Source organism: Methanosarcina barkeri MS, assembly GCF_000970025.1.
GTDB lineage: Archaea > Halobacteriota > Methanosarcinia > Methanosarcinales > Methanosarcinaceae > Methanosarcina > Methanosarcina barkeri.
The window spans coordinates 464,974-486,241 of sequence record NZ_CP009528.1; the positions used below are offsets into that span (position 1 = coordinate 464,974).

The 21,268-nt window shown below is 41.9% G+C and carries 18 protein-coding genes; 9 read left to right on the top strand and 9 right to left on the bottom strand.

The annotated features are described in order from the left end of the window. Positions 1-70 precede the first annotated feature (70 nt). The 7 genes from MSBRM_RS02000 to MSBRM_RS02030 all read right to left on the bottom strand — a co-directional run bounded on the left by MSBRM_RS02000 (position 71) and on the right by MSBRM_RS02030 (position 6,853). Complete coding sequence (locus MSBRM_RS02000; protein ID WP_048154328.1) at positions 71-832, bottom strand: class I SAM-dependent methyltransferase; 762 nt, start codon at positions 830-832, stop codon at positions 71-73. Beyond that, positions 829-1,536, bottom strand: coding sequence for an ABC transporter ATP-binding protein (locus MSBRM_RS02005; RefSeq protein ID WP_048154332.1), 708 nt, complete (start codon positions 1,534-1,536; stop codon positions 829-831). The genes MSBRM_RS02000 and MSBRM_RS02005 overlap by 4 nt, the downstream gene beginning before the upstream one ends. Continuing rightward, positions 1,512-2,453 carry an ABC transporter ATP-binding protein gene (locus MSBRM_RS02010; RefSeq protein WP_048154334.1) on the bottom strand — a complete coding sequence of 314 codons (942 nt, stop codon included), beginning with the start codon at positions 2,451-2,453 and terminating at the stop codon, positions 1,512-1,514. The genes MSBRM_RS02005 and MSBRM_RS02010 overlap by 25 nt, the downstream gene beginning before the upstream one ends. After that, entirely contained in the window at positions 2,450-3,352 is a 903-nt protein-coding gene (locus tag MSBRM_RS02015) for an ABC transporter permease (protein ID WP_048154337.1), read from the bottom strand. Before MSBRM_RS02015 ends, MSBRM_RS02010 begins: the two co-directional genes overlap by 4 nt. Before the next feature lie 4 nt (positions 3,353-3,356). Then, entirely contained in the window at positions 3,357-4,298 is a 942-nt protein-coding gene (locus tag MSBRM_RS02020; protein WP_048120231.1) for an ABC transporter permease, read from the bottom strand. A gap of 115 nt (positions 4,299-4,413) precedes the next feature. Further along, complete coding sequence (locus MSBRM_RS02025; RefSeq protein ID WP_048154340.1) at positions 4,414-6,057, bottom strand: ABC transporter substrate-binding protein; 1,644 nt, start codon at positions 6,055-6,057, stop codon at positions 4,414-4,416. Between the two features lie 28 nt (positions 6,058-6,085). Continuing rightward, on the bottom strand, positions 6,086-6,853 hold the full coding sequence (locus tag MSBRM_RS02030; RefSeq protein ID WP_048154343.1) for a class I SAM-dependent methyltransferase: 768 nt from the start codon (positions 6,851-6,853) through the stop codon (positions 6,086-6,088). A 552-nt stretch (positions 6,854-7,405) separates the two neighbouring features. Here MSBRM_RS02030 and MSBRM_RS02035 point away from each other — a divergent pair. The 8 genes from MSBRM_RS02035 to MSBRM_RS02070 all read left to right on the top strand — a co-directional run bounded on the left by MSBRM_RS02035 (position 7,406) and on the right by MSBRM_RS02070 (position 16,567). Next, complete coding sequence (locus MSBRM_RS02035) at positions 7,406-8,518, top strand: iron ABC transporter substrate-binding protein (RefSeq protein WP_048120225.1); 1,113 nt, start codon at positions 7,406-7,408, stop codon at positions 8,516-8,518. Between the two features lie 870 nt (positions 8,519-9,388). Further along, a complete protein-coding gene (locus MSBRM_RS02040; RefSeq protein WP_048120223.1) occupies positions 9,389-9,991 on the top strand; it encodes an FmdE family protein in 603 nt (200 codons plus the stop codon). Positions 9,992-10,009: 18 nt separating this feature from the next. Continuing rightward, on the top strand, positions 10,010-11,050 hold the full coding sequence (locus MSBRM_RS02045; protein WP_048120221.1) for a 4Fe-4S binding protein: 1,041 nt from the start codon (positions 10,010-10,012) through the stop codon (positions 11,048-11,050). Further along, the gene (locus tag MSBRM_RS02050) at positions 11,051-12,805 is read left to right on the top strand and encodes a formylmethanofuran dehydrogenase subunit A (RefSeq protein ID WP_048120219.1); all 1,755 of its coding nucleotides are present in this window, start codon (positions 11,051-11,053) and stop codon (positions 12,803-12,805) included. 4 nt (positions 12,806-12,809) lie between these two features. Next, complete coding sequence (locus tag MSBRM_RS02055) at positions 12,810-13,715, top strand: formylmethanofuran dehydrogenase subunit C (protein WP_048154347.1); 906 nt, start codon at positions 12,810-12,812, stop codon at positions 13,713-13,715. Between the two features lie 10 nt (positions 13,716-13,725). Continuing rightward, a complete protein-coding gene (locus MSBRM_RS02060) occupies positions 13,726-14,115 on the top strand; it encodes a molybdopterin dinucleotide binding domain-containing protein (protein WP_048123192.1) in 390 nt (129 codons plus the stop codon). Between the two features lie 2 nt (positions 14,116-14,117). Next, on the top strand, positions 14,118-15,419 hold the full coding sequence (locus tag MSBRM_RS02065) for a formylmethanofuran dehydrogenase subunit B (RefSeq protein ID WP_048120216.1): 1,302 nt from the start codon (positions 14,118-14,120) through the stop codon (positions 15,417-15,419). 398 nt (positions 15,420-15,817) lie between these two features. Beyond that, positions 15,818-16,567 carry an SIMPL domain-containing protein gene (locus tag MSBRM_RS02070; RefSeq protein ID WP_048120215.1) on the top strand — a complete coding sequence of 250 codons (750 nt, stop codon included), beginning with the start codon at positions 15,818-15,820 and terminating at the stop codon, positions 16,565-16,567. Between the two features lie 830 nt (positions 16,568-17,397). On the opposite strand, the gene MSBRM_RS02075 is transcribed toward MSBRM_RS02070, so the two are convergent. After that, positions 17,398-18,144 (bottom strand): class I SAM-dependent methyltransferase, encoded by a 747-nt coding sequence (locus tag MSBRM_RS02075; RefSeq protein WP_048120214.1) that lies wholly within the window; start codon positions 18,142-18,144, stop codon positions 17,398-17,400. A gap of 189 nt (positions 18,145-18,333) precedes the next feature. On the opposite strand from MSBRM_RS02075, the gene MSBRM_RS02080 reads away from it, so the two are divergent. Beyond that, entirely contained in the window at positions 18,334-19,944 is a 1,611-nt protein-coding gene (locus MSBRM_RS02080) for an IS1634 family transposase (protein ID WP_048154350.1), read from the top strand. A gap of 603 nt (positions 19,945-20,547) precedes the next feature. Here MSBRM_RS02080 and MSBRM_RS02085 read toward each other — a convergent pair. Further along, entirely contained in the window at positions 20,548-21,033 is a 486-nt protein-coding gene (locus MSBRM_RS02085) for a cytochrome b5-like heme/steroid binding domain-containing protein (protein WP_048154356.1), read from the bottom strand. Positions 21,034-21,268 lie beyond the last annotated feature (235 nt).

Sequence of the window (21,268 nt, forward strand, 5' to 3'; positions counted from 1 at the left end):
TAAATAGCCTATGAATATTGACTCCTGCCTATAATCCTGTTTTCATTTTATTTCCACATTTCCTTCAGGTTCACTTTTCCCCGTAGATTAAATGGTACTTGTAACTGTAGGCTATTCGTTTCCTGAATGGCATATTCTCTCTCTGAAGATCCATGATATCTTTCAGGTCGATGTCTTTTATATTTTTGAATCCGGCAGCCCTGAAATATTCAAGCATTTTTTCAGGAGAGACTCCATGCCTGTTTGGAAGTTCGCTGTCTATCTCCTTAGAGTAATTTCCTTTTCTGGGATTCCTTCTTTCAACAAGCAAAGTGCAGAAATCACTTACAAGTCTCCTTGCGTTTGTTTCGATTGAACCGTCATTCCAGACTCCATCGATAACAATAAGCTTTCCTCCTTCCACAAGCACTTTTTTCCAGTTCTGGACCGCAGTATCAGGGTGCGGAAGGGTCCAGAGGAGGTGGCGGTTGACAACTACATCAAATGACCCTGCCTTAAAAGGAGGAGCCTCAGCATCCCCTTTTTTGAAAACACTGTCAAACCCTCTTCTGGAAGCTTTTTCCCTGGCTTTTGCAAGCATTTTTTTTGAAAGGTCAAGGCCTGTAACATGATGTCCCATTTCAGCAAACAACAGCCCGATTTCGCATGTCCCGCAGCCTACGTCAAGCACTTTCAACCTGCCCGGAGGAAGCAGGTTTTTAAACACTTTTTTCCAGGCTTCTCTTTCAGCTTCACTCTTAATCCCATGCCCTTCATTGCTGTCATAGGTCTCGGATGAAACATCCCATATGCGGGCAATGGTCTGTTTGATCTGGTTTTCCTGAATGGTCATATTTTAACAACTCTCTTTATGTTTTCAATCGAGGTAATGGTCCCGTTATCGAGATAGGCAATCCTGTGGCAGACCTTCCTTAACACCTCAAGGTCATGCGAGATCAGCAGGTAGGAAACGCCTGTCTCCCTCTGAAGCTTCTGCATAAGGCGCAGAATCTGTGCCTGCACTGAAACATCAAGCATAGAAGTCGGCTCGTCAGCAACTATAAAATCAGGAGATAAAGCCATGATCCTTGCAAGTACTATCCTCTGGATTTCCCCTCCGCTGAGCTGGATCGGATAACGAGCAAGGTGTTCAGGAAGCAGCCCTGTAAGCTCTGCCAGTTCCTCTCCCCGCTTCAGGAGGGCATCTTGCTTCAGCCCGGAATGGAGTTTAAGGGGCTCTATTAGGTTCTCAAAAGCTTTCATACGAGGGTCAAGAGAAGTCTCAGGGTGCTGGAAAATCATCTGGATTTTAGGGCGCAGTTTCCGGAACTCTTTTTTTCTCATATTCAGTATATTCGCTTCCTGAACCCGGATTTCTCCCCCTGTGGGTCTTTCAAGCCCTACAATACATTTGCCAATAGTGGTTTTTCCGGACCCGCTTTTTCCGAAAAGTCCCAGGGTTTCTCCGCGAGATACTGAAAAACTGACGTTTGTGAACACCTCCAGAGTCCCAAAGCTCATTGCCAGTTCGTCTACTGCAAGGACTGGAAGTGACATCTGATCCACCCTCCGTTATGTTTTTTCATTTCAGGGTGTTTTCTGAAACACTCAATACTCGAGTACCTGCATCTCTCATGGAAAAAGCAGCCCTCAGGAAGGTCTATCCTGCTTGGGCTCTGCCCGCTCAGGGGAACAAGCCCGTTCCTCGGTTGAGCTCGAATAAGCCCTTTTGTATAGGGATGCGAGGGTGTGTTCAATACCTTTGAAGCTTCATCCAGTTCCACAATCTCTCCTGCATACATCACAGCTATCCTGTCGCAAACCTCAAGAGCCAGATCAAGGTCATGGGTGATCAGGAGCATTGTCTTCCCATACTCTTTTTTAATCTTAGTGAAAAGCTCCACTGCTCCTTCCTTTGCCTCGGGGTCCAGCCCTTTTGTAGGTTCATCCGCAATTACAAGTTCGGGCTCAAAAGAAAGAGACATGCAAGCGATCAACCGCTGCCTCATGCCTCCAGACAGCTGGTGGGGATAGAGATCACAAAGTTTTTCGGGATCTCTCAAAAGAAGTTTTTTCATAAGCTTCAGCGATTTTTTCATTCCCTCTTTTTTGTTAACTCCTCTTTCTTCGAAAACCTCCTCTATCTGAAGCCGGTTTTTCAGAACTGGGTTCAGGGCTCCAGCGGGATTCTGAGGCATGAGGGAAATGCGTTTCCCCCGGATTTTTCTGAGTTCTGAAGGTCTAAGAGAAAAAATGTCCTGTCCATGAAAAAACACTGTTCCCGAAACAATCGCATTTGCCGGAAGCAGCCTCAGCAGGGAAAGACCAATAACAGATTTCCCTGACCCGCTTTCTCCAATTACCCCAAAAGTCTCTCCTTCCCTTATCTCAAAGAAAACGTGAGAAACTGCTTTTACAGTGTTCTCCCCCGCAGGAAATTCAACCGAAAGGTCTCTTATTTCAAGCAGACTCAATCGATTTCGCCTCCATCGTGGTTCGGGTCAAGGATATCTCTCATACCGTCTCCAAGAATGCTGAAAATGATAACAATAAAGGTTATGGCAAGCCCTGGAAAGATCGTCTGGTAAGGAGCTGTCCTCATGAATTCCTTTCCTGCAGAAAGCATTGCTCCCCATTCAGGCACATCTGCAGGCAGTCCTATTCCGAGGAAACTCAGTGTAGCAATAGAGAGAATTACATGTCCGAAATCTATTGTGGCCAGCACGAGAAGAGTGGCTATGGCATTGGGCACAATATGCTTGCGGATTATGTAGAAATCTCCGGCCCCTTCTGTTACAGCAGAAAGGACAAACTCCTGTTTTTTGATTGAAAGGACCTGCCCCCGCATCATCCTGGCGTACTTTGCCCACTGGACTATAGAGAGGGCAAGCATCAGGTTGAAAACTCCGGTCCCGAGTGCCCCCATAATAGTTAGAGCAAAGATGATCCCTGGAAAAGAAAGGAAGATATCTATAACCCTGGAGATGCTTTCATCCACAAAGCCTCCATAATAGCCTGCTGCACAGCCCGCAGCAGTTCCCAGAAACAGGGAAATCAGCACTACTCCTGAAGCAATTGAAAGGGAAGTCCTGGCTCCTATCAGAATTCGGCTCAGGAGGTCCCTTCCGAGGTAATCGGTACCCAGGATGTGCTCCTCTGAAGGGCTCAGATTCTTGTTCTTCAGGTCAATTGCATTGGGGTCGTAAGGGGAAAGTAGGGGAGCAAAAATGGCAAGCCCGGCAAAAAGCAAAAGGGCTGCCAGTGCAAAAAGCATATCTTTTCTTTGAAAAACTCTTTTTGCAAATTGACTTCCGTAAGCTTCTGGAAGCGAGAAATTCTTTTTTCTTAACTTATTAGCAAATACATTGTCCATAGTATCAGCCGTACCTTATCCGTGGGTCCAGATGCGTATAGAGAATATCCACAAAGAAATGCACAAAGAGGAACATCGTAACGATCGCAAGCACACAGCCCTGGACCACAGGCAAATCCCTGGCAGAAATTGAGTCCACAAGAAGGCTTCCTATCCCTGGCCAGGCAAAGATCTTTTCAATCACAACGGTTCCTCCAAGCAAGCTTCCCATCTGAAAACCAATAACAGTGATAACAGGAAGCATGGCATTTTTAAGGGCATGCCTGCTTACGATTTTCCATATAGGAAGCCCTTTGGCTTTTGCAAACCTGATATACTCCTGTCCCAGGGTTTCAAGCATGCTTGTCCTTGTAACCCTCATAACAGCAGCAACGGAATGAAGAGAAAGAGCTGTAGCAGGCAAAAGTAGATTTTCCAGGCTCCCGTACCCTGTCACAGGCACGAGTTTCAGCTTCAGGGAAAATATCAGGATAAGAAGCAAGGCTACCCAGAAACCGGGCATTGAAACTCCAAAGAGAGTCACAATCCTAAGAATGTGATCCGAAATCTTGTTTTCCCTGAGGGCCGAGTAAATTCCCAGGCTTACTCCTGCAAGTATTGCAATTAACATACTCACCACTGCGAGCTGAATAGTTGCTGGAAGGCGTAAAGCGAGAAGATAAAGGACTGGCTTTTTGAAAACATAGGAGGTTCCGATGTCCCCTTTCAATACTGCTTCTTTAACCCATTTGAAAAACTGCAGGTAAAGAGGATCATCCAGGTCGTATCTATCTGAAATCTGGTTAAGCTGTTCGTCTGTTACGCTTTCTTCCAGGCCCACGAATGTGTGTTTGAGGACTAACTCAGCCGTACCTCCCGGAATTACGTTCATAAGGAAAAAGGTCAAAGCACAAACTGCAAAAAGCGTAAGTGCCATGAAACCTACCCTTTTTATGAAATATTTCATGTTTTTTCCTCAATTCGGACATAAAGCAAGGAAGCCTATCTATCCGTATTACTTTGAGTGAATATGGATCCAGGGTTAGAGTCTGAAAAATCCAGACCCTTCCCTGAAAATCCCTTCAGCTTTTATTTTCCAAATGCATGTCCGCATTTATGCGGTAGTCGTGGGCTGTAGGGTCGAAAACATATCCTTTTACATAATCTTTTTTCACGATTGCACAGCCGTAGTAAGCCACTATGATCATGGGCTGTTCATCATAAACGATAGATTCTACCTCATTGAACTTTTTATAGCGTTCATTCAGGTCCGTGATTTTTCTGGCTTCCTTTATCAGAGCATCTACTTTCGGATTGGAGTATCCAGGCCCATTATCAGTGCCATTTGTCATGTACCAGTTCGTAAGAATATATTCCGGATCAGGGACCATTGCAATATTGTAAGCGGCGAGGTAGAGGTCCCAGTTGCCCTTTTCTCTTCTGTCATCTATTGACCCCATTTCCAGCACTTCGGTTTCGGCATCTATACCTGCTTCTTTCAGTTGGGCAGTTATAGCTTCAGCCATTGGGGGAAGTCCAGGCCTTGCAGCATAAGTCATCAGGTTGAGCTTGAGGGGTTTTCCGTCCTTATCCCTTATCCCGTCCCCATCAGTATCCACCCAGCCTGCAGCTGTCAGGAGCTCATCAGCTTTCTTAAGGTTCTGACTGTAGGGCTTTAGACTCTTATTTGCCCAAACCATTGTTGGCAGGAAAGGTCCACCGGCAGCTTCTCCTACATTATATAGCACATTTTCTGCAATGTCAGACCTGTTAATGGCATAGGACATAGCCTGCCTTACTCGTACATCTTCAAGGGGTTCATGCTTTAGATTAAGGTCAATTTTATAGACTCTGGGAGTTTTGTACTTCTCCACATTAATGCCATCTATAGCGTTAATCCTGTCAGTTTCACTATATGGCACATCGACAGTAAAGTCAAGTTCTCCATTTTCGATTGCCATTGCTCTTGTGTTAGGGTCAGGTATCCCTTTAATGATCATTTTATCAAGACCAACTTTCCCTCCCCACCAGTTTTCATTTTTCACGACAGTAAGTGTCCTGGTCTGATCATCAAAGGATTCAAATTTATAGGGGCCTGTTCCAACAGGTTTTACGAATTCTCCTTTTTCGTCATAAGAAGAAGGACTTATTATAGCAGTATCCGGATAGTGGAGAATTCCAGGAAGAATTGGGTTAATTTCCTTGGTTTTGATTTTAATAGTATAATTATCAACTGCTTCTATAGAATCTATATTTAGCATGGAAGCAACTTTCGGATTTTCCGAGATTACTTTTTCCAGAGTGAATTTCACTTCTTTTGCAGTCATTTCACTTCCGTCATGGAAAGTAACATTATTTCTTAGCTTGAATTCCCATGTGTCTTCATCAAGCTGTTTCCAGGAGGTCGCAAGCCCTGGCTTAAGAGAGAAATTTTCATTGGCGCCAACAAGCGTTTCGGTTACTGCAGCTTTCTCGCAGATCAAAGTTCCAGCATCGCCATCAATGGGATTGATCGATTCTATATCCCACATTTCTCCAAGCACGAGTGTATTATTTTCAGAGCCTCCTGCTGTCTGGGAAGCGCTATCTGATCCTGAGGTAGCTTCCATCCCGGAGACTGCATCTTCCGCTTCATTTTCTGTACTGCTGCACCCGGAAGTCGTCAGGATAGCGCAGGTCAGCAGGATAATTAACAATATAATCAAGGGGGAGTTTTTATTTTTCATTTCGGAACACCATCTTTTTTAATGAATATTATTTTCGGCCGCAGATGAGGTAGTACTGATAACTGCGTACAATTCGTTCACCTAACGGCATCTTCTCTTTCTGAGCATCTCTTACTTCTTTCAGGTCAAGAATCTGGATATTTTCAAAGCCTGAATTCAAAAGGTACTCCTTTACTTTTTCAAGCGGAGCTCCTCCGAAATGCGGGAGCCTGGCTTTGAGTTCATCAGAATAGTCCGAGTGTCCTTTTCGGGGATTTTTTCTTTCAAGAAGCAGGGTCAAAAGATCACCTGCATTTTTGCGAGCCCTGGATCCCAGGGTGCCGCTGTCCCAGACTCCATCAACAATCACGACTTTCCCATTTTTCCGCAGAATTCTGTTCCAGTTCTCCACGGCTACTTTCGGATTAGGGAGCGTCCAGAGAAGATGACGGCTAAACACAATGTCAAAAGAAGATGTATCAAAAGGAGGGTTTTCTGCATCTCCCTCCCTAAAGATTATGTCAGCTCCACAGGCTTCAGCCTTTGCTTTTGCGATTTTCAGCATTTGTCCGGAAATATCAATTCCTGCAACCTCATGCCCCATCTCAGCAAACAGTAAGCTTAATTCTCCTGTCCCGCAGCCAACGTCGAGAATTTTCAAACTTTTTTCCGGGAAGACCTTCAAGAATGCCTGCTTCCAGGCGTCTCTTTCTTTTTGAGTCTGGATCCCGTGTCCTGCATGTGTATCAAAAGTCTCGGATGCAAGGTCCCATTTATGGGCTACCATTTCTTTAATCTGGATTTCTGAAGAAGACATTAACAGGTACTTAATTATCTTATGATTAATAATTTTCTATTTTGTAATACTATTTGTAATAAAAATATTTTTTAATAATATTAAGTATAGTTAAATTTTAAAAAAATATAAAAAAAGAGTTTATCTCTGTTTATTTTTTACTTAACAGCAATCTTCGTAACTGAAGCCCAGGGAAATGGCTACTGGAAGGTTTCAACGGAGGCAAAAAACTGAAAATCTTGGCTGAAAATTTTGGAAAATATCAAAAACATACGTTTGAGTAAACATGGAATTTTTCAAAAAACGATAGTAAGGAGTATTGCAAAATTTAACGGTCATCTGTGGAAAGGCGGCCGAAGTACAATAAAGTATATATATAGGTTATAGGAAATAGGTAACTGTTTTCCTATAAATACTCTGTTTCAGAATTCTAATAACACCATAGACGTTCCTCAATCATTAATTATACATATCCTGCAACCTTGCGTATATTTTTACAGGGTAAAACCTCTATATGCATTATGTTTGTTTGAACATAACAGCTAAATAATCAAAAGTGTGTCAGGCGTTTCTATGAATCGAAAAATACATACTATAGTGCTTCTCTCCCTCCTGCTTCCAGTTGTTATGCTCTGTGGATGTGTAGAAAATACGGATCAACAGGCTGAACCAAACTCAAGCACTGAGCTTCAGAATTCAAGTACCGTGCAAATCACCGACATGCTGGGAAGGCAGTTAACTGTGCCTGTGGAAATATCCTCGATTATAGGTACTTCTTCACCTTCCGCTATCCTTGTGTATATGCTTGCACCAGATAAACTTGTAGGCTGGAACTCCAAACAAAATTTCACCCAACCCTTCATGGATGAAAATTACTCAAATCTACCTGTAATAGGAAACTGGTTAGGAAGCAAGACCGGAAATTATGAAACTATAATTGATATGCATCCTGACATTGTTATTGAAAGCACAGCCACAAATGGAGAAACTAATGAAGCTATAGAACGCAGGCAGGAAAATCTCGGCAGCATTCCAGTGGTAGCTATTAATGATTCTATTCTTTTTGTGACACAATCCGATCCTACTATCGAATATGTGGGCAAGCTGCTTAATTGTGAAGCCCAGGCAAAAAAACTGATTGAATTCCGCAGTTCAATCCTTAGTGAGATAAATAACACTGTAAAAGATATTCCTGAAGATAAAAAAGTACGGGTTTACTATGCCGAAGGCCCTAAAGGTCTGATGACCGATCCTTCAGGCTCGCAACATTCTCAGGTAATTGATATCTGCGGAGGTGTCAACGTTGCCGACTGTCCCCTTACGTCCGGAAGCGGCATGACTCAAGTCTCAATAGAACAGGTCATGAACTGGAACCCTGAGATAATTATTACCTCAAATCCACAGTTCTATTCGACAGTTTACTCTGATTCTCTCTGGGCAAGTATAGATGCTGTGAAAAATAAGAAAGTATATCTCGCTCCTCAGAATCCTTTCTGCTGGATTGACAGACCTCAGGGTCCTCACCTTATCCTGGGAACTGCTTGGACTGCAAAACTGCTGTATCCGGATCTTTTCGCAGATATGGACCTCTCCAAGCTGACACGTGAGTTCTACTCAGAATTCTTCCACTATGACCTTAAGGATGAAGAACTTAACATGCTCCTTAACCCTGCAACTAAAACCTGAACATGAGTGAAAATTTCTCTCTAGGAATCATATGAAATAGGACTTATACACTTGAGAAACAAAATCAATTACGGCAACGGCTGTGGATTAAAGTTCCATTTTAAACAGTTAGTGGTCTGGTGCTGTTGATTTTTTAGTTCAACTGCGTAAGTCCTAATGAAATTTACATTTTTTATTGGGGCAAGCAACGTGGGCAAATTTCAATTTTTGCCCTCGTTTTACCCTTATTAATTATTTGTCTCTGTTTATATCTGCTTTAAATAGGTACGCTTTAAAATATAATGTATGTAGAGCACGTCTTATCCAAACTTTAAAAAAGAATTCCTCTATATTGTCCTTTTTTAACAGGAAATCCCTATTTTCATCGATAATTTTATAAAATATATGTTTATATATATTGAGCGCGAAAGTTCTGTCTTCCGTTTTTATAGATATGTTGAGCGTTACATATCTGGAAGCTATAGAGCTCAGGCTGGTGTTTTTTTTCTGTGGCCGGCCAATATTAGGTTCTATCCCTTATATTGGAATTTCGCCCCGATATAAAATGAAAATAAGTAAGTTCCTGTAAAAAAGTTACTTATAAAGTTACCTATAAATACACTGTATCCTTCTGCGTTATGTTGGAATTTAAAGAATTAGGACTTAGGACTTGTGCGCTTGCGAGACGAAATCACGCACAATAAGTCGTAATTACAGAGGAGGTTTAGACAGTTAAAGGTTTAACACTATCCACGTTTCAACCGTGTAAGTCCTGACAATATAATTCCTCTAGATAACCTGGCTGTCTTAAATTCATCCTATTGGTACTTAATATCTTTAGCGTTATGTTTATTTAAACATAACGGTGAAACCCACGGTGGTGTACAAATATTGCATAAAAATTCAAATGAAGAAAAACACCAGATGGAGACGATTCTGAAGCAGGTAAAGGATCCAGAACTACTTTCACAGATTGAAAAAGTAGTTCCCTTTCACGGCTTCCTTACCTCTGGGGCGTTAATCGGTATCCAGATGCTCAATATCGCAAGACGGGAGCTCGATGTTCGGGAAGGGGAACGCATATACGTGACCTGCGAAACAAAAAGCTGCATGCCTGACCCATTCCAGATCCTTGCTGGAGCTACCATCGGAAATAATGGGTTAAAGATAATGAACTATGGGAAGATGGCGGTCACGGTAAATAAACAGGCGCCTGAAGGAGCTAAAAGCATAAAAGGTATCCGAATTATCCTCGACCCTGAAAAAACGAAGGATTATCCCAAACTCCACGCCTGGTTCCTGAACACTGAAAAACTCCCTCATACGGAGGTTTTACCAATCCTCCTGGCTGCGGGAGATAAAGTGTATTCCTGGAAATTTGTGGACCTTGAGGTTCCTGTTCGAAGAAAAAAGCGGATACTTTGCTGTAAAAATTGCGGTGAAATGTTCATTCAACATGATAACGAGCTGCTGTGCGGCGGTTGCACAGAATAACGTTGAGAGGTAAGCAAAATGGAAGAAGATATGCGATTGTCTGTCTTTGCCGAAAAAAAAGACAAGCAGCTGATCTATTTCCCCGAAAAATGCATTGGCTGTGGGACCTGCGTACAGGCATGCCCCAAAGGCAACCTGGCAGTTGGAGCTGTTGGAGCTATAACAAGAGGTTTGTTAGATGCGGATTTTCTGGAAATGAAAGACAGTGAAGCCTGCCTTGTCTGTGGAATTTGTGCGAAAGTTTGTCCCACAGGTGCTCTTGAAATGAAGCAGGAAGGAAAAATCCTCACTGACGCGTCTTATCTTTTCAGGGCTATGAAGCCGACGTCAGTAAACGAAAGCTGTGTCCACTGTGGGCTTTGTGAGGATATATGCCCTCAAGGCTGTATTGAGGTAACCCGCGAAATTTCAGCAGATGGAAAACTGCAACTTGTCGGCAAGACCAATATTGATACCGAATGCTGTATCCACTGCGGCTGGTGTGCAGCAGTCTGTCCGGTGAATGCTATTTCTGTAGAAAAGCCTTTTGAAGGGCGCTGGACCAGGGATGAAGATGTCTGCCAGACCTGCCACACCTGTGTGGAAGTCTGTCCTGCAAATGCCATTTTCAATAAAAAAGCTAAACCTGGGGAAAGAGTCGAAAAGCTCACTCACCGTCCGGATGCCTGCATTTACTGTGGAGCCTGTGCGGTTGCCTGCCCTGTTGATGCCATAGATGTCAGAAAAACTGCAGTTCTTCCGGAGATGGAGAAAAAAGGCGTTCTTGAAAAAAAACTGCTTGAAGTCCCTGTTCCGGAAGCTTTGCTCCGCACCTGCCTGGAAACGGATGAAAATGCATGCCTGGGCTGTGGAAACTGTGTAATAGTCTGTCCAGTGAATGCCCTTTCTGACTGTGAACTTGCAGCCGGGCACCTGAACAACATGGACGAAAAAGCTCTTCTAGGGGTTAAAAACGGAAGAATTTCAGTCATAGACCAGGAACGCTGTGGAGCAGATGGAGCCTGCGCCATGATCTGTCCTGTTGATGCAATCAGGCTTGTAAAGAAAGAGGTGGAATAAATGGCAGGAACAATTGCAATTAAGAACGGATACGTCTTTGATCCCCTCAATGAAATAAATGGGGAAATTATGGATATCTTCATCAAGGACGGAAAAGTTGTAAGAGAGCTTTCTGCGGCTGAATTGAAAAATGCAAAGTTTATTGATGCCTCTGGTATGACGGTCATGCCTGGTGGAGTTGACTCCCATTCTCACGTTGCAGGTTCAAAGGTTAACGCTGGCAGGTCGATGCGTCCCGAAGATCATTATAAAACAACTCTCCAGAAAACTTCACTTACCCATTCAGGCTCAGGTTACACTGTTCCCTCTGTCTACAAACAGGGATACGATTACGCAGCAATGGGCTATACAACTGTTTTTGAAGCTGCAATTCCCCCTCTTGAAGCTCGCCATACCCATGAAGAGATGCGTTCTACTCCACTCCTTGATATGGGAGGATACCTGGTACTTGGAAACAACTTCTTTTTGATGCGCTATCTCCATGATGGGGACATAGAAAAGGCTGCGGCTTATGTGGCCTGGATGATGAAGACTCACAAGTCCTATGGGATAAAATGTGTCAACCCTGCAGGAGTCGAAAACTGGGGCTGGGGTAAAAACGTACATTCTCTTGATGAAGCCAACATCCATTTCGAAATTACCCCAAGAGAAACTATAAAAGGGCTTAGCGAGGTCAATGAACTCCTCGGCATGCCTGTACCTCTTCACCTGCATGCAAATAACCTGGGACATCCTGGTTGCTACGGAATTACCAAGGATTCCCTCAAAATCCTCGACGGTGTAAAGCCCAGGCAGGACATGGATGTGGAATGGGCTGAAACCAAAATAGACCCTTCACGGAACCGTTCCGTATACCTCGCCCACATGATGTTTAACAGTTTTGCAGGCACTTCCTGGAGAGACTGTGAATCCGGAGTAAAAGATATTGCAGAATACATCAACAATAAAGATCATGTAGTAATCGATAGTGGATGCACTCCCTTCGGAGAAGCTACGGTTATGACAGGAGATGGGCCTGCCATCCAGGATATGTACAAGCTTACAGGAAACAAATGGTCTAATACTGACGTTGAGATGGAGGGTGGGTCAGGTGTTATTCCCTTCACTTACTTCAAAGCCAATCCGGTACACAGCCTCCAGTGGGCAATGGGCCTTGAATGTCTCCTGCTCATCAATGATCCCTGGAAGACAATTATGACCACGGACAGCCCCAATGGTGGTCCGTTTACGAAATATCCTGAGGTTATGACCTGGATCATGTCTGAGGCTTTCAGGAAACAGACCTTCAGCGAATGTCACAAATGGGCAAACGACAGGAGTGAACTTGGAGGCATAAACCGGGAACTTTCCCTCTATGACCTTGCGATTCTGACCAGAGCAAATCCCGCTAAAACAATTGGCATGGCTCACAGAAAAGGTTCTCTTGGATTGGGCGCTGATGGAGATGTTACAGTCTATAACATAAATCCACAGCAGCTTGACACAAACAACTATGAAGCTCTACTTCAGGCTTTCAGGAAGGCCGAATACACCGTAAAGGGTGGCGAAATTGTATCTGTGAAGGGCGATATTGTTTCCGTACCTGAAAAGCGGACTTATTATTCTGAAGTACATGTAGAAGACGAGCAGGAAAAGGAAATGCTGGCTGATGTTAAGGAGTGGTTCAGGTACTACACTCTGGGCTTTGCTAACTATCCAACTCCAGAAAAGTATCTACAAAATCCGACTCCCATAAAGATTAACGTTGTGAGGTGAGGTAATGACAGAGGGAGTTCTTATTAATAAAAATGAAATTGAGAGTAATCTTGAGGCAGTTATAAAGCCTGGCTCATTTACTGGTGAAAGTGCTGGAGAAATAGCAGAAGTAATACTTATTCCTAAAAAAGCGATTGACATTAAACTGGAAGCCGATGTTATAACTCCTGATTCTTTTGCAGGCAAAAGTGCTGAAGAAATAGGAGACCTGTCCGTCTGGCAGGGGCCAAAGACCTATCCTCTCTCCGATTTTTTTGAAGTAACAGGCAGTGCAGGCATTTCTGCAGCTGATACACTCATCCGCATAAAAGGTGACGTAATGAGGGTCAAAAGGATCGGGGAAGGCATGAGCGCAGGAAAAATCGAAATTGAAGGTTCTGCTGGCATGCATGTAGGTACCGAGATGAAAGGAGGAGAGATCGTTGTTTATGGAGACGCCGATTCCTGGGCAGGTATGGAAATGACAGGCGGCCTCCTGACCATAAAAGGCAATGCCGGAGACCATGTGGGCTGCGCTTACAGAGGAAAATGGCACGGCATGAAAGGTGGTCGCATCGTTATTGAAGGTTCTGTACGCCACCAGCTCGGAGGCGGCATGGACGGTGGTGAAATTATAGTCGAAGGCGATGTTAAAAGCTTCTGCGGAATTCGCCAGAACGGTGGTCTCATCTTCGTAAAAGGCAGCGCTCTTCGTGGAGTAGGTGCTGAAATGGCAGGAGGCACCATAGTTATAGGAGGCAAAATCGAGCGCTTCTCCCCAGGTTTCGAATTTGTATCCATGGAAAATAGCGTTACATCCGGAGAGGTTGAGTTAATAGGGGAATTCAAGAAATTCACAGGGGACTATGCAATTAACAAGCGGGCAAAAGGAACGCTTTACGTGGTTGCAGACACAAACCCGGAGCTATGAGGTGAGAATCATGGAAGTATTACTCATTAGCGGAAGTACGATTAATGAAGGCAGGCTTGCCAAAGGTGGGGACAAATTCACAGACGAGTACACTATGGAATGTGCCTCGTGCTGGATATCTCCTGTAGATTTTTCATCACTATGCGCCCCTGAGAAAGTGAAAGTAACAAGCCATAATGGGAAACATTCGATTGTAGTTTATACCAAATGTACGGATGCAGTCCAGCCAGGGCAGGTTTTTATGCCAAGGGCTATCTGGTCGAATGTTATCATAGATCCTGATACTCTTTCCACTGGTTCTCCTCTCTATAAGGGTGCCCCAGTAATAATTGAGCCCACTGATGAAGAGGTTCTTAGCGCCGAAGATGTAGTATTGAAAGTTTATATCGGAGGTCAATGAGTATGATTTACAAAAACATAGTCTGTCCGGTCTGTGGGGCAGCCTGTGACGATATCCAGGTTGAATTCGGAGACGGGAAGATTGAAGCTAAAAACGCATGTAAGATGGGAAATGCCAAATTTCAGGAAGTTGTAAGTTCCCACCGTCTCAGGCAGCCCCTTATAAAGAAGGACGGAAAACTGACACCTTCTGCCTGGGACGAAGCTCTTGAAAGAGCAGCCGATATTCTTGTTTCAGCAAAGCGTCCCCTGCTTTTCATGGGCAGTGAAACCTCTTCTGAGGCACATGAAATAGGGCTCAAGCTAGGGGAATACCTTGGTGCAATTGTTGATTCCAATGCCACTATCTGTCACGGGCCAACAGCTATGGGAATTCAGGAATCCGGAAAAGTCGGTGCAACTGAAGGTCAGAAGAAAAACAGGGCTGATCTCCTAGTTTACTGGGGAACTAATCCTCTTGAATCCATGCCGAGACAGATGTCAAGGTACGCAGTTTTCCCGAGAGGTTACTGGACAAAACGCGGACGTTTTGACAGGACAGTTATCACTGTAGACCCGAGAAGAACTCCAACTGCTGAAGCATCCGACCTGCACGTACAGCTCAAACCCGGTTCGGATTACGAACTGATCAGTGCACTTATGACCTTGCTTCACGGAAAAACTCCCCATCCTTCAGTAGAAGAAATCACAGGAGTCCCTATCCCTGTTATGGAAGAAATGCTCGATATGATGAAGAACTGCACCTTCGGAGCTATCTCAGTGGGACTCGGGCTTTCCTCATCCATCGGAAAACACAGAAATGCCGAAATTGCAATGAACCTGGTAAAAGAACTGAACAATTTCACAAAGTTCACCCTTGGAGCTCTACGTGGTCACTGCAATGTGGCAGGCTTTAACCAGGTCGCTGCCTACATGTACGGCTACCCCTTCGGACTTGACTTCATGCGTGGACACCCGCGTTATAATCCTGGAGAGTTTACAACCGTAGATTTGCTTCGAGAAAAGGACGTGGATGCAGCTCTTGTAATGTGTGCTGACCTTGTCTGCCACATCCCTGCAGATTGCGCTTCTTTACTCGCTGAGATGCCTATGATCTGCGTGGATATCGCTCCCTGCCCCACCGTAGCTGCTTCGGATATTGTACTTCCGGGAGTCATTGACGCTATGGAATGTGACGGGACCTTCTACAGGCTCGACGATGTGCCAGTTCACTTCGAACCCTTTACAAGCTCGCCTTTCGAGTTCACGAAGAGCAATGAGGACACCTTAAAACAGCTCTTTGAGAAGGTCAAAGCAAGAAAGTAAGTTCAGTCTGTTCTCACGTATTCTTTAAAGGATAGTGCAAAACAAACAGCTAATGTGGGAGTGATTAAAGCTCTCACTTTTTTTTCGTTTTATTTTCCTGTGGATACGATACCAAAATTTAGTGCTGAAGTTAGAATTAAAAATCATTTTATTTTGAAAATGGTTACAATCCTTTGAATATGACCTGCCGGTTGATGCCGGGAAATCTCGAATTCTTATTTTTCAACCCCTCTTCTTTCCATTACTGTATACCTATTTTTCTTTCAATATCGTGTGACTGCCATAACTGCGACTGTAGTTGAAGTTTAAGTAATTCTTTAATATGTAGGGGTACATTTATGACTTGCTAAAACTGGCTGAATCACAGTTAACAAAGATTGAAAAAGGAGTATGTGAAAATGCCACAGGAAAATAAAAACAATAAGCTTTATTACGTTATCATTGCACTATCAGTTGTTCTGGCGCTGATGTCAGCAACGATATATGCCATTTCACAGAGTGGGTCCGAAAATAATACGGAAAATACGATTTCCATTAGTGGATATGCTGAACAGAAAGTTATCCCTGACACGGCAACACTGAACATTGGTGTTGTAGTTCAATCTGAAACTGCAAAGGAAGCGACAGATAAAAACGCAGCCCTTATGAACGCTGTAATAGCAGAACTCAAAGCAACGGGATTGCAGGACAAGGAAATACAGACATCTTATGTTTCCGTATCCCCGGTATACAACTATGATGCAAATGATACGCAAACAATTAAAGGTTACTCTGCATCCAATAGTGTGCAGGTCACAACCCAAAATCTTGACAACCTGAGTGAGATCATTGACAGGTCCACGGCCGCTGGAGCTAATGATATTGGAAGCATTTCATTCTCGGTATCCGATGATAAACAAAAACAGCTTCGTGAAGACCTGATGAATGAAGCCGTAGCAGATGCATCCTCTAAAGCCACTACGCTTGCTAAGAGCCTGGGAACTAAGATAACCGGCGTGCAAACTTCATCTGTAAGTGACAACAGTGGTTCCAGAGCAATTTACGAATACGATATGGCAACAACAGCAAAGGGAGCAGAGTCCACCCCAATTCAGCCAGGCGAGTCTACCGTCTCAATGTCAGTACAGGTTACGTACTACATTGAATAAGAAATTTGGACTAAGTAATTTGGACTAAGTAATTTGGACTAAGTAATTTAAGCACTGAAGTATATCACTGAAGTATATCACTGAAGTATATCACTGAAGTATATCACTGAAGTATATCACTGAAGTATATCACTGAAGTATATCACTGAAGTATATCACTGAAGTATATCACTGAAGTATATCACTGAAGTATATCAATGATCAGGAGTTGCAGATAAAGGTTATTTGCAACTTCCCGATCAATGCATCTTTTTGTATCATCTATCGGTTGACGCCTATAGTCTTCTTTTTTACTTTTTATACGTGATTTTCTGAGATTGCAATATAATTGCAACAATACGCATCTTTTTCGCTCCACTCCCCGAATTGCACCTCAAGATTACGCGGTTCTTTTCACTTCGCTCAAGATAACTTATTTTTCATTTTATTCTCATTTTCTGAATTCAGAATTCTCTTCACAGTACTGACACAGCTTTTTTGACAGAATGCAGTCAAAATAGGTAGAAAAAATATCCCTTAAAGATCATCTTTTTAAGCACATTATCATAAAAATATAAAAAGTTAAAAAGTATTTTATGCTCCTCCAGTGTCTTACGCAAGGAACTTACATAGTTGAGCTTTGAAGCCCCTACCTATCTGTACTGTCTATCGGAGTTTGCTATCAAAAGAGTAAACAATACTGCACTTAAATTCGCGCCCTTTCGAGTATACATTGAATGTTTATAATATGGAATAGAGCATAATGGAATAGAGCATATAAAGGAATTCAGAGAGATTTCATGGACATACACTATTGCTTGAAGCGGATTGCGCCAGCACAAATTTGATTCTTAAACCTTCTGGGCCTCTGAAGTTCGGGATATTATTGCATGATACTTGTACTCATAATACATTGATTTTACAAAGATAGTTTCAAAACCATATCTATCTGCTATTTTTTTAACTGCATAGGGGTTGTGGGCAAACCCAAGAATATCTCTTGGTCGATTACTCAAGCTTGCAGATAACATAACTTTAAACTCAAAACCTATTTTGCGTAAAATTTTCCAGAGGTCAGCATCTTGTGAGAATAGCCCCATTTTCCATAATGGATATAAACGGGGGTCAAGTATGTCAAACAGCACTATTTTACCCCCTTTATTAAGGTAATTTGATGCATTAGAGATAAAGCTATCAAGTTCTTGCAATGTAAAAAACTGAATCACTCCAGCTGCAGTTATTCGATCAAAAGAACATTCCAGTTTGTCCCAGACAGTTTTATCATCAGCCTGAATTAACGATATATTATCATATTTTCTTTCCTTGATTTTTTTGCTTGCTTCATCAAGCATGGATTCGGAAAAATCAACTCCTACGAGCTGTTCATATTCCGGCGCATAGTAAACCAGGAGCTCGCCTGCACCGCATCCAAAGTCAAGCAGGGTTTTGCCCCCATCAAGATGGAACAGTTTTTCCTTTGCTTCCATGAAAATAAATTCCTCATCTGAAGATCTGTGGCCACCGTCTCTCCGATCTGCGAAAAATTCTACCCAAAAATTTTTTAGTTTGGATACGTTTTTTTCACTCTCCACAAACATTCTTTCTCTACTCCAAATCTCACTTTTTTCTATATCTTCCTTATAATATCAAAATGAGTTATTATTTAAGAGCTTATATCGCTTATTTGGCGGCTTAAATATATCGCACTTTCCGCAGTAAAATTTCTGGATTTTATATTTTCGAATCATACATTTACTTTTTATAAAATCTCATCCAATTTCACCTTGATGACTCTCTCTCCCAGCTCTGAATCCACAACTCATCTTGGCCATTATGGCCTTATTGCTGGCGTATTTGACGAACTTGAAATTTCAGATTTGATTGACACTCTTCTTCCTAAGAAAAGTGGCCATAACATTTCTCATTCTACTGTTCTTAAGGCAATGTGCATTAACGGTTTAGGATTTACTGAACGTCGTCTTTACCTATTTCCTGCTTTCTTTGAAAACTTACCTACTGAAAGGTTACTGGGAGAAGGTGTTCTCCCAGAACACCTTAATGATGACGTTTTTGGCAGAACTCTGGACAAAATCCATGAATATGGAGCAACTGAACTCTTCAACCATATAATTCTGCAAGCTATGAAACACGTTCCTATTAATCCTCGTTTTTGTCATTCAGATACTACAAATTTCAGTGTTTATGGTGACTATGAAAACGATGATAACAGCAAAACTATCAACATTACTTATGGTCATCCTAAAGATAAGAGAGTCGATTTACTTCGTTTTTCTATTTCTATGGTTACTGATCAGAAAGGAATTCCTCTGTTTGTGAGAGCGTTAGATGGTAACAGTTCCGATAAGAAAGTTCTCATCAAAACCATAAAGGAAGTAACACAGAACCTGAATCTTGATCAGAGAGTCTATCATGTTGCAGACAGCGCATTTTATACTGAAAGTAATGTCAAAGAAATAGGAACTAGCGCTTTTTTCATATCGAGAGTACCTGCAACCATCAATGAATCAAAGGAATTATTGATAACAGACTTAATTCTGGAAACATGCTCTGATGAACGTTATTCTTGTTACGCTGTAAAATCCTGTTATGGTGGAATAGAACAGTTATGGGTTGTATTTTGTTCAGAGGAAATGAAAAAGAAGGAAGAGAAGACATTTGATGAAAAGATTCTTAAGGAGCTTGAAGCAACAGAAAAATCCCTTAAAAAGCTTTCTACTCTTGAATTTGCCTGTGAAGCTGATGCAAGAATAGCGTCTGAACAATGGTTGAAAGAGAATGAATTGTATGAATTCACGAAACTTGAGATAAAAACTAAATCACACAGACTTGAAAACAAGAAAGGAAGACCAAGGAAAGGTGAAGATGTACAGACTTTTTACCTGATAGAAGCAGAGATAAAACACGATCAGGATAAATTACAGGAAAAAAGAGCAAAGTTAGGAAGGTTCATTCTTGCAACCAATGATCTGGAGTTGACTCCAGATCAACTCCTAAAGTACTATAAAGAACAGGGAACAGTTGAAAGAGGGTTCAGGTTCCTTAAGGATAAGAGTTTCAGAGTGTCTGAGGTATATCTGAAAAAAGAATCCAGAATAGAAGCACTTGCAATGGTAATGGTTCTATGTTTGTTATTGTATTCAATAGCTGAGTGGAAACTGAGAACAAGATTGGAAGAAGCAAAAGAAGCTATCAGAAATCAGGTTAAGAAAAAAACACAGACTCCAACAATGAAATGGGTATTCTTTCTGTTCAGGAGAATAACAGAGTTAGAGATCGAAATTGAGGGAAAGAGGATAAAGAAGGTATTAAATCTGGATGAAGAAACAATTAAAGTGCTGAGATTGATGGGAGAAAAATACGAAAAATATTATATGTGAAAAAATAGTGCGGAAAGTAGGATATATCCTTATTGATTTCCTACTAAAAAGACAATATGTCAATCAGTGATATCTTATTTTAATTATTAATGACATTTAATTTTTATGTTTTACAGTTTATATCCTTATTTTTTTGTGTTCGATCTAAAATCGTAAAAATATAACCCTATTTATTTCTTCATTCGGGAAAAACTTATGATTCCCTCTTTAATACCGTAGTAAGTTATGGCTATCTCTACAATTATTGATCTAAATCGAAATTTAGGTCTAAATTAAGATATAATTCTTTTAGAGCTGATCCCAAAACTCAAAATTGCTTCTCTGAATCCTGTATTCCGAACAATCAATCAAGTTTCTGATCATGAAAACAGTCCTGAAAATTCTTGATGATTAAGAACGAAATGGCTTTTGGGATAGGCTCTTAGAGAACTATTATTCACCTTGATTAATGGAAAAAAAGAAACACTGTCTAGTGTCGAGTCAGACATAAAATGTCGTATAAATTCGATTGCAATTATTCGGGATCATTGAATCCTTGATGATTACTTGACACGAGTTTGACAGTAAGTTTAATAGAATCCTGGTTTAACTCAGATTCCAAAGTTATTTTTTCAAAGTCCCGACAACGGGATAACCCTTTAATATTGCAGCTCCGTGTGGGGTCTTGTCCATTTTTCCAGTGAGGTCTGTCCCGGCGTTGCATCCTTTATGAGTACCATTTTTCCAAATATCACTATCAGAGACATTATAGACCTGACTTTGATAGGCAACATATGCTGTTCCATTTTCACCGTTGTATTCTGTAAGTTCTTTAAGTGTGTATTCTTTAAGTTCCGATTTCCTTGTCATATTCTGCATTTCAATTGCAGTCTGTCTTTCAGTTGTATTTTTTATAGTTGGAGTACCTTCTTCCACAGGACTTATTTCTGTAACAGGAGTTTCCTTTACAGCCTCAGTTATACCCTCAGCTGGAGTTACAGCCTGTTCAGGAGTTCCTGTTTTATTTGGAGTTACTTGTTTATTTCCCGCACATCCTGTTGCGAGGAATATGCCGAACAACACTACCAATATAATCAGTGCTTTTCTCACTATTTCACCCCCTATGATATAGTCCCCTACAGTATAGTCATTGTATCCTGAAATGATTTCGCAGATTCAAAACCAGTTAAAAGTTCAATATAATACACAACAGCAAGCAAAGAAAAGTTCAACGTTGAATAAATTCCAGTTGCAAAATAAATTCCAGTTGCATTTTGACATTGAAAGTTATTATGTAAATTTTACATAGGTTCAAAATGTCCTGTTCTCAGGATAGTTTTACCGA

What these genes read in the sequence shown, in the direction of transcription:
- MSBRM_RS02000 (WP_048154328.1), bottom strand. Translation starts at nt 832, where the DNA reads ATGACCATTCAGGAAAACCAGATCAAACAGACCATTGCCCGCATATGG.
- MSBRM_RS02005 (WP_048154332.1), bottom strand. Translation starts at nt 1,536, where the DNA reads ATGTCACTTCCAGTCCTTGCAGTAGACGAACTGGCAATGAGCTTTGGG.
- MSBRM_RS02015 (WP_048154337.1), bottom strand. Translation starts at nt 3,352, where the DNA reads ATGGACAATGTATTTGCTAATAAGTTAAGAAAAAAGAATTTCTCGCTT.
- MSBRM_RS02020 (WP_048120231.1), bottom strand. Translation starts at nt 4,298, where the DNA reads ATGAAATATTTCATAAAAAGGGTAGGTTTCATGGCACTTACGCTTTTT.
- MSBRM_RS02025 (WP_048154340.1), bottom strand. Translation starts at nt 6,057, where the DNA reads ATGAAAAATAAAAACTCCCCCTTGATTATATTGTTAATTATCCTGCTG.
- MSBRM_RS02030 (WP_048154343.1), bottom strand. Translation starts at nt 6,853, where the DNA reads ATGTCTTCTTCAGAAATCCAGATTAAAGAAATGGTAGCCCATAAATGG.
- MSBRM_RS02035 (WP_048120225.1), top strand. Translation starts at nt 7,406, where the DNA reads ATGAATCGAAAAATACATACTATAGTGCTTCTCTCCCTCCTGCTTCCA.
- MSBRM_RS02045 (WP_048120221.1), top strand. Translation starts at nt 10,010, where the DNA reads ATGGAAGAAGATATGCGATTGTCTGTCTTTGCCGAAAAAAAAGACAAG.
- MSBRM_RS02050 (WP_048120219.1), top strand. Translation starts at nt 11,051, where the DNA reads ATGGCAGGAACAATTGCAATTAAGAACGGATACGTCTTTGATCCCCTC.
- MSBRM_RS02055 (WP_048154347.1), top strand. Translation starts at nt 12,810, where the DNA reads ATGACAGAGGGAGTTCTTATTAATAAAAATGAAATTGAGAGTAATCTT.
- MSBRM_RS02060 (WP_048123192.1), top strand. Translation starts at nt 13,726, where the DNA reads ATGGAAGTATTACTCATTAGCGGAAGTACGATTAATGAAGGCAGGCTT.
- MSBRM_RS02065 (WP_048120216.1), top strand. Translation starts at nt 14,118, where the DNA reads ATGATTTACAAAAACATAGTCTGTCCGGTCTGTGGGGCAGCCTGTGAC.
- MSBRM_RS02070 (WP_048120215.1), top strand. Translation starts at nt 15,818, where the DNA reads ATGCCACAGGAAAATAAAAACAATAAGCTTTATTACGTTATCATTGCA.
- MSBRM_RS02075 (WP_048120214.1), bottom strand. Translation starts at nt 18,144, where the DNA reads ATGTTTGTGGAGAGTGAAAAAAACGTATCCAAACTAAAAAATTTTTGG.
- MSBRM_RS02080 (WP_048154350.1), top strand. Translation starts at nt 18,334, where the DNA reads ATGACTCTCTCTCCCAGCTCTGAATCCACAACTCATCTTGGCCATTAT.